The organism is candidate division KSB1 bacterium, from assembly GCA_034506335.1.
Lineage (GTDB): Bacteria > Zhuqueibacterota > Zhuqueibacteria > JANLFK01 > Oleimicrobiaceae > Oleimicrobium.
On the sequence record JAPDPR010000084.1, the window covers coordinates 1 to 8,415 of the forward strand.

7 protein-coding genes are annotated in these 8,415 nt (G+C 60.9%); 6 read left to right on the forward strand and 1 reads right to left on the reverse strand.

Translation table 11 applies throughout. The annotated features are described in order from the left end of the window. The 6 genes from ONB25_14905 to ONB25_14930 all read left to right on the forward strand — a co-directional run. The coding region (locus ONB25_14905) for a thioredoxin-like domain-containing protein (GenBank protein MDZ7394174.1) at positions 1–887 on the forward strand (887 nt) is incomplete at its 5' end. Positions 888–1,063: 176 nt separating this feature from the next. Further along, positions 1,064–1,486 (forward strand): BlaI/MecI/CopY family transcriptional regulator, encoded by a 423-nt coding sequence (locus tag ONB25_14910; GenBank protein ID MDZ7394175.1) that lies wholly within the window; start codon positions 1,064–1,066, stop codon positions 1,484–1,486. A 170-nt stretch (positions 1,487–1,656) separates the two neighbouring features. Continuing rightward, positions 1,657–3,576, forward strand: a complete 1,920-nt coding sequence (locus tag ONB25_14915; protein MDZ7394176.1) for a M56 family metallopeptidase — start codon at positions 1,657–1,659, stop codon at positions 3,574–3,576. Positions 3,577–4,063: 487 nt separating this feature from the next. Then, the gene (locus ONB25_14920) at positions 4,064–5,560 is read left to right on the forward strand and encodes a sodium:solute symporter (protein ID MDZ7394177.1); all 1,497 of its coding nucleotides are present in this window, start codon (positions 4,064–4,066) and stop codon (positions 5,558–5,560) included. A gap of 398 nt (positions 5,561–5,958) precedes the next feature. After that, positions 5,959–7,479 (forward strand): hypothetical protein, encoded by a 1,521-nt coding sequence (locus tag ONB25_14925; GenBank protein MDZ7394178.1) that lies wholly within the window; start codon positions 5,959–5,961, stop codon positions 7,477–7,479. Positions 7,480–7,520: 41 nt separating this feature from the next. Further along, the gene (locus ONB25_14930) at positions 7,521–8,045 is read left to right on the forward strand and encodes a T9SS type A sorting domain-containing protein (protein ID MDZ7394179.1); all 525 of its coding nucleotides are present in this window, start codon (positions 7,521–7,523) and stop codon (positions 8,043–8,045) included. A 153-nt stretch (positions 8,046–8,198) separates the two neighbouring features. Here the strand turns inward: ONB25_14930 and ONB25_14935 are convergent. After that, positions 8,199–8,415, reverse strand: a 217-nt coding sequence (locus ONB25_14935) for a hypothetical protein (protein MDZ7394180.1), incomplete at its 5' end; no start/stop codon positions are given.

The following is an 8,415-nucleotide window of genomic DNA, read 5'->3' on the forward strand; positions in this document are numbered from 1 at the left end:
AACACCTGGACACGCCGGGTTTTTCTTACGACTGGTCCGCTACGGTGGCGCGACTCAAAAAGTATCTCACTCCCGACCAAGATCCTTTGGTGCGACGATTCGCGGCTCTGCGCCTTGCCTGGCTGGCCCCTTTTGGTGCGCGCCTGGATTCCACCGTCCGGGGCGACATTCTCCGCCTCCTCCCGCCCGACTCCCCCACATGGAGCCTGGAGCCGCAGGCTGCCCTGGTGCTGCACCGGGACCCCGAAAAGCAGGAGGCTTTCCTTCGGGACCTCATGGAGCGAAATCCAGATCGCACAATACGCGCCATTGCCGTTGCCGTGCTGGCAAGTATGGCCCAGTTCAAAAAGGACTCCGCCAATCTTGCCAACTACTACGCAATGCTCGAGAAAAACTATGGCGACGTGCAGGAGGTCCAATACTATCTCAAAAGCCTGAACCCTCGGCGCAGGATTGCCGAGGGAAAACCGGTACCCGACTTTTCAGTTCAGCTCATGGACACCGGGCAGCCCCTGACCAACCGGGACCTGCTCGGCAAGTTCTACTTGCTCGATTTCTGGGCCACCTGGTGCGGCCCATGCGTAGGCGAGATGCCCCACCTGCACGACGCATACGAGCGCTTCAAGGAAAAGGGCTTTGTGATCCTCAGCCTTTCGCTCGATCGTGCGCCCGAGGATGTGGCTAACTTCCGCCAGAAACGCTATACCATGCCCTGGCTGCACTCTTATCTTGCCGGCGGCTTTCAAAACGAAGTGGCCCAGGCGTTTGAGGTGCTCGGCGTCCCCAAGGCAATCCTTGTGGGGCCCGATGGCATCATAGTGGCCACCGAAGGCGAACTCCGCGGGCCTGCGTTGAGCGCAACCCTGGGCAGGTACCTAGGAGAATGAATAGGGCAAGAGACTATCGCCCTGCCATCTCGGGTGGACCATGAGACTACGGCGTCGTGCGCAGCACATGTCTATCTACTGCATCAAACAGGCGAAATCCGCCAGGAATGCGACGTCATGGCTGGGGGTTTCTTCCAAGTGGCGGCCATGGAGGTTTGGCGGTCCGAGGATGCAACATGCAACAGGAGGAAGAGCGAGTGAACAACAAGACCAACGTCCGCAGGCTTACCGAAGCGGAATGGGAGGTCATGGAAGCCATCTGGGCTTTGGGCGGTGCGCCGAGCGTACGAGACGTGCTCGAGTACGCCTACCCCGGCGGGGAAAAGGCCTACACGACGGTGCAAACCATCATGAACAACCTGGTAGCAAAAGGATTTCTTAGACAGAAAAAGGTGGGACTCGTCAACTTCTACCGGCCCACTATTTCAAGGAACAAAGCCATCGAGCGCGAGACCTCGCATCTGGTAACAAAGGTCTTTCGCGGCTCCTTTGGGGCTCTCGCCCACTTTCTGATCAACTCTGACTCTTTGAACGCCCAAGAGATCGCCACGATCCGCCAGCTTATTGCCGAGAAGGAACGAGAGCTTGAGCGACAGTAGGAGCACAAGAAGGGCAGAGACGTGCGCGACGGGGTCAGAGGCCCCATGCAGCACATGGCGCCACATAATGCGAGCAAGCGGTCGAGGCCAGGAGCCAGCGGCTTTCAGTGCCTCCCTGCTCTCGCGGACAGAGGGAATGGTCTGTTTTATCGCTCAATGCGAGGACGGCTATGATTGAGCAGATCAACTTCTGGGGAGAGGCTTGGGCGCGGTACTTCGCTCAGGCCGTAGCGCAGAATACGCTTTTTCTCGCCTTGGTGTTGCTGACCCTCTGGCTGCTGCGTCGGGTGCAGGCACGCGTCCGCTTCGTGGTAGCTATGGCCGGTTTTGCAAAGCTTCTGGTGCCCCTTTTTGTGCCAGGCCCGGACCTCTTCTCGGTGAGCGCACCGGAGGGCCAGGCAACCGTGGGAAGAGTCGTCATTGAACCTGTTCTTGAGTCGTCCTCTCTTCCTGCTCATGCAGCTCGCCTGAGCGTCGCCGGGGTGCTCTTCCTCCTTTGGGTACTCGGGGCAAGCGCCTTCCTCCTGTTGCCCCTACTTCAGACTGGGTGGCTGATGTACCGTCTCCGCTCCGCAACCGGCGCTCCACTCCCAGGAGCTCACGAGGGGCGGCACGCCCTGCGGGTATACCGCAACCCCATGGTAGCGCTGCCTCTGAGCATAGGCATCCGCTGCCGCACCGTATTCGTGCCACCGGACTGGGACCAATGGCCCGCGCGGGGGCGGCAGGTGGCGATGTACCATGAGCTAGCCCACGCTTCTCGTGGAGACGGCTGGGCGCAGGTGGTGCAGCTTGTGGCCAGGGCCATCTACTTTTTCCATCCTCTTGTCTGGTTGCTCTGGCGTCTTGCCGAGGACTACCGCGAAATGGCTTGCGACGACGCAGCCCGGCAAGCAGCGCATGTTTCGTCACTCGAATACACCAGGCAGCTGCAAAAGCTCGCCGAGGCGGCCCTGAACCCGGAGCGCGGAACAGCCGGGGTCACCGCCTTTATCAGGCAAAGGAATAAACTCTTGCGGCGGGTGAAATATCAAATGGAGGGCAAAGCCATGAGAGACCTCTCTCAAACGCGCGTGCTGGCCGTGGTGGCGGCTCTGGCACTGGTGGCGATCCCCTTGTCGTTCAACTGCGCTAAGCGTGCCAAGCCCGACACGGGGAGCATCAAGGGGTTTGTGGTGGAGTACGCAACGGGTGTGCGGCTGGCAGGAGCTCGTGTTTCCGTCGTGGGGACCCGCTTTCATGCACGGACAGATCAAAACGGTGAGTTCGCCATTTCGAACCTGCCCCAAGGGGCATACGACGTCGAGGCGCAGGCTCCCGGCTATGTGAAGGCGCGGATGGAAGGGGTGACGGTGGAAAGCAGCAAACTGAATGTGCTCGTGCTCAACTTGAGCAAAGCGGGAGAACCTTTGAAGGGAGCGCCAAGCCAGCCGCTAGTGGTATCCCCCACGTGGGATGTGCCGCCCGAGCCAATCGGCGGGTTCCAGGCGATCCAGAACAAAGTGCGGTATCCCGAGGAAGCCAGGAAGGCGGGCCTCGAGGGGAGAGTGTACGTGGTCGCGGTCATCGACACCACCGGCACGGTGCGGCACGCGTACACCAAGCCAGACAGCGCCCCAGGTGCGGTCCAACTACACCAGGCTGCCATAGAAGCCGTCTCCGGCGTGCAATGGAGGCCGGCCAGAAAGCAAGGCAAGCCCGTGGCCGTCCAGATCGGCGTGCCGGTGATATTCAAGCTCAAAGGGGAAGAGGCCCCCTCTGCTGGGCGACGTGAGGATCTCCCCTTCTCTCCGTTCGACGAACCCCCAGAACCCATCGGCGGGTTTGCGGCAATCCAGCAAAACCTCCGCTATCCAGAAGCTGCGAGGAAGGCAGGTGTCGAGGGGAGGGTATTTGTGATTGCGGTTATCGACACCAGCGGGGTTGTGCGCAAGGCATGGGTTGAGCAGGGTATCTTTGCCCCCGAGTTGGGAATCGAGGATGCAGCGGTGGAAGCCGTGCGGGCCACGCGCTTCAAACCGGCACAATACCAGGGAAAGCCGGTCTCCGCGCAGATTGGCATTTCGGTTCTTTTCAAGCTCCAAGGGTAGAACACCCAGGGAAACCGCGATTGCGCATGTGAGGGGACAGTCGGAGCGCCGCCTGCCTTACCCTGAGCAAGCTGGCTGGCAGAAGCAAGACGGAAGCTGCTCGTAGGGGTGACCCAGGACAGGTGCGCCCCTCCTATCCGTGGAAGTGATCGCCTCCCTGGGGAGTGGATGCGGCGAGGAGGGACTGGCGACGGCATCCGGCATCTCTTCGCCGCGGGCACTCAAGCATGGGGAGACCGTTCAGGCTACACCCAGCGTGCCGCTCGTTCTTACCCTAGGGATGGATTAACCCATGTCAGGGGAGGTGCCACTAGGTACCTCCCTTTTTACGTCCCAGGTCATATGGCCTGTGCCAACTCTTTGTGCAACGACTCCCCTTGCTCCGAACCCATCCTCACTCCTTTTCCCCTTGCAATTGAGCTCCAATTTGCTATCTTTGGACCAGCCCGATGAAGCGAAAGCTCTGAGCAACGGAAAGGGACAGTGCATGGGCTTTTCCACCATCGATTACGCGCTGCTTCTTGTGTACCTCGCCGCCGTCGCCTGCTTCGGGATCTGGGCGGGGCGCAGACAACGGGATGTACGCGACTACTTTCTCGGCGGCCGCAGCATCCCCTGGCCGGCGGTCTGTTTTTCGGTTGTGGCCGCGGAGACCAGCACCCTCACCTTCATCAGCATACCGGGCCTGGCCTATATGACCAACCTCTCTTTCCTCCAGGTCACCTTCGGGTACCTGATTGGGCGGGTCGTGGTGAGCCTCGTGCTTCTTCCCGCCTATGCCCGCGGCGAAGTGAGCACGGCGTACGCCTTTCTGGAGGCACGATTCGGGGCCAAGACGCGCCGCTTTGCCTCGCTGGTCTTTCTCTTCACCAGGTTGGCCGCCGATGGGGTACGGCTTTTCGCCACAGCCATCCCTCTCAAGTTTATTTTGAAGGTGGACTATCCGGTGGCCATTGCAATTCTTGCGGCAGTGGCCTTCGCCTACACATTCGCGGGCGGCGTGCGCAGCGTGATCTGGATCGACACCGTGCAGATGTTCATCTACATAGGTGGAGCGCTAGCTACCGCCGCTATCATCGTGGGCCACAGCAAGGGAACCTTGGGCGAACTGTTCTATGCGCTTCTGTCCCAGGGTAAGCTCCACATCTTCGACCTTGGATTCGGCAAGGGGTTCCTCCAGAAGGCATATACACTGCCCGCCGGTCTAATCGGCGGGGCACTCCTCTCGATGGCCTCGCACGGCACCGACCAGCTGATCGTGCAACGCATCCTCACCACCAAGTCCCTTGCTGATGGGCGGAAGGCTTTGGTGGGCACAGGCGTGCTGGTCATTGCGCAGTTTGCGCTCTTCCTCCTCGTGGGCGCCCTGCTTTACGCGCACTATGCAGGGGCAAGTCTGGCGACATTGGGCCTCACGCGCTCGGACGAGGTATTCCCATACTTCATCGTGCAAGGCTTACCCAGCGGGGTTGCTGGACTCGTGATCGCTGGGCTGCTCGCAGCGGCCCTGTCCACACTCGCCGGTTCTATGAGCTCCATGGCCTCCTCGGTCGTCTTTGACCTATGGCGGCCAGCAGAAGTCAGCGCCCGCACCAGAGGCGGGGTCCGCGCTGGGCGCGTGGCTACCGCAGGGGCGGCTCTCATGCTGGTGCTCTCGGCGCTCCTCTTCATGAGCTCCACACGCGCAGTGGTCGAAACTGCCTTGAGCATCGCCTCCTTCACCTATGGGGGCCTGCTCGGCACCTTCCTTTTGGGCCTACTAGTGCGCGACGCGACCCAGGAGGACGCCCTTGCGGGTTTTGTCGCCGGGATTCTGGTCATGGTCACGGTGATCTCGCTGAAGCTGGTTGCCTGGACCTGGTACACGATGATAGGCGTGCTGACCACACTGGCCCTAGGGAAACTTTTGACCTGGCTCAAAGGGGAGAAAACAATCCAGCAACCGCCGACCAAGGGAACTAGTCAAGGCACAATGTCCGCGTAGGCGCCATTCATGGGCTTGAGTTCCGGATGCACCTCGGCAGGAGGCCCAGAGGCCTTTCAGGACCATTTCTGTCGCTTTTTCGAACATAATGGCCACCCACCAGTGCCCAAAAAGGGCAAATAAGGGTTGACAATTTGCGAGAGACAGGCTATATTTCAAATGGCCGGAAAGATCTGCAAGGAAACCGAGGCGTGGTGAGGATAGGAGAGGTGGTTGCCCGCGAAGAACGGGGGTGGCGATGTACCGCCTATGGGATGCGGGGTGGCACTGCCCCTTGCTATTGACCGGCGGCTGCTGTTCATCCGCGGACAACGGTCTCCGCAAAACTACTTCCACGTGCCCATACTCTGCGCTCCGGTACACACAATTTTCAATCTAACCGCAGGAGGGAACATGCCATGAGACACAGTCTACTCTTGACGGTAGTAGCCATCGCGTTTGTGGCGACAATCGGCCAAGCGCAAATTCCCCTGACGATGAGCTACCAAGGTTTGCTCACCGACGCCAGCGGTAATCCAGTACCGGATGGTACCTACGCGCTCACCTTCCGGCTCTACGAGGTGGCCACAGGCGGGGCTGCCCTATGGACAGAAACGCAGCCCGTGGTCATCACCGGCGGGGTAATGAACGTTACGCTGGGCAGCATCATCCCCATCAATCTTCCCTTCAACCGCCAGTACTGGCTGGGCATTGCCATCGGCACCGAGCCGGAGCTCATGCCGCGGGTACAACTCACCACTTCCCCTTACGCCTTTGCCGCCCGCGGCGTCTACGGCACTGAGAACGTTTTCCCTTCGACAGGGGCGGTCGGCATCGGCGTAACCTCTCCCAATGCCACGCTGGAAGTCGTGGGGGACGCAATCGTGCGGGTAGCACCTGAGGCCGGCGCAGTACAGCCTACCACCAAACTGCTCATCCATGGGCCGGAGGGACGTCTGCTCACCAAGACGGTACAGGAAGTAGCCTTACAAGGACCTCAAGGGCCTCCTGGACCGCAGGGCCCCGAAGGGCCACAAGGACCTCCGGGACCACAGGGGGAAAAGGGCGAGCGCGGTGAGCAAGGCCCCCAGGGCATTCAGGGTCCCCCTGGACCGGCCGGACCGAAGGGCGACCCTGGCGAGATGGGCCCCCAGGGACCACAAGGGCCCCCAGGACCGAAGGGGGACAAGGGTGACAAAGGAGACAAGGGTGACAAGGGGGATAAAGGGGATAAGGGAGACAAAGGCGACAAAGGTGATCCAGGTCCACAAGGCCCTCAAGGACCTGCCGGACCACAAGGGCCTGCTGGACCCCAGGGACCTCCCGGACCCATCGGCGGCAGTGACGGCCAGGTCGTGTACAACGACGGAGGAGTAGCCGGAGGCTCTGACATCTACTACGACGACGTGCGCAACCGCGTCGGCATCGGCACCACTACGCCCAAGGGCAAGCTCCATGTACGCTCCGAGAGTATCGGCGTCACCGGCTCCCATGTACCCCGTCGCGGCCTGGTGCTGGAGGGCGAGACTACCGCGCTTTACATCTTTAGCAACCGCCAGAGCACCGGAGGCTCTGGCCTCACTCTGGGCGAGGTACATGAGGGCACTTTCATCGACACGTGGTCCTTTGACCGACAGTCCAACGACCTGGGCGACGGCAATCTGCGTTTGCGCTACGGCACCAGTCCGAGCCACTGGCACAACACCGCACACCTTATGGTGACAAAAACGGGACTGTTTGGCTTTGGCACGGAAGCGCCCACCGCTCGCGTGGACCTGAACGGCGCGACAGGCTACAACCAACTGCGGCTGCGGACTCCCTACACGCCCACCGGCACTGCTGACCCCAATGGCAACGTCGGAGATATTGCCTGGGACGATGACTACATCTACGTCAAGACCAGCGCCGGCTGGAAGCGCGCTGCCCTCAGCGTGTGGTAACAGGCTGGCACACGAGCCCTCTTACTAAGGAGGACCTGGTGATGAAGTCGTCCACATTGACACTAGTGCTCTGCGGCGTGGTGGTCAGTGGGGCCTCTGCACAGTACCGCCTGCCGCATAGCACCATTTCCAGCGGCGGTGGCGTGAGCAGTGGCGGCACCTATCGCGCCACGGCCGTGATCGGGCAGCCGGGTATTGCCCCTGCTTCCGAGGCGGGCACGTACACGGTGCGCAGCGGCTTTCTGTTCATCCCCAGCCAGCTTCTGCCTACCGGGGTGCAACCCGCACGGAACGAGCTACCCACGGAATTTGCGCTGGGACAGAACTTCCCGAACCCGTTCAACCCGACTACGACCATCCCGTTCAGCTTGAAAACCCGCTCCTATGTGACGCTGAGATTGTTTGACAGCCTGGGAAGAGAGGTCGCCACCCTGTTGCAAGGTAATCTGGATGCTGGCCACCACACGGTCACGGTAGATGCCAGCACCCTCCCCAGTGGTGTGTACTTCTATAGACTCGAAGCGGGCACGTTCACTGCTCTCCGCAAGGCCGCGCTCCTCAAGTAGCCGGGAACACGAAGAGAGAATTTGGCACCAGGCGCCCGCGTGGCGCCTGGTGCCGCTTTGGCTTAGGGCCGCAAATTCCTCTTGACATGGAGGACAAATTTTCGCACATTTCTGCAGCGGCGTCCCACGGGTGTGGGAACGACACTGATTCTCTCACGAGGTGACCCTGAGCATCCGCGACTTCTCATTCCCCGGTCTCACCAGTGCGCTCGCTATCCTGTCGCGCATGCGCCGAAGCCTCACCTCCTTCGAGTCCCCCGCTCGACCGACGCCGGCACCTTTCCCAGCTCCGAGACCTGCGCAATGAGCGAGGAACTCTTCCTCCGCCTCCTCGACGAAGATGATTGCCAGGCGTGGCAGTTCTTCGTCA

What these genes read in the sequence shown, in the direction of transcription:
- ONB25_14915 (MDZ7394176.1), top strand. Translation starts at nt 1,657, where the DNA reads ATGATTGAGCAGATCAACTTCTGGGGAGAGGCTTGGGCGCGGTACTTC.
- ONB25_14920 (MDZ7394177.1), top strand. Translation starts at nt 4,064, where the DNA reads ATGGGCTTTTCCACCATCGATTACGCGCTGCTTCTTGTGTACCTCGCC.
- ONB25_14925 (MDZ7394178.1), top strand. Translation starts at nt 5,959, where the DNA reads ATGAGACACAGTCTACTCTTGACGGTAGTAGCCATCGCGTTTGTGGCG.
- ONB25_14910 (MDZ7394175.1), top strand. Translation starts at nt 1,064, where the DNA reads ATGCAACAGGAGGAAGAGCGAGTGAACAACAAGACCAACGTCCGCAGG.
- ONB25_14930 (MDZ7394179.1), top strand. Translation starts at nt 7,521, where the DNA reads ATGAAGTCGTCCACATTGACACTAGTGCTCTGCGGCGTGGTGGTCAGT.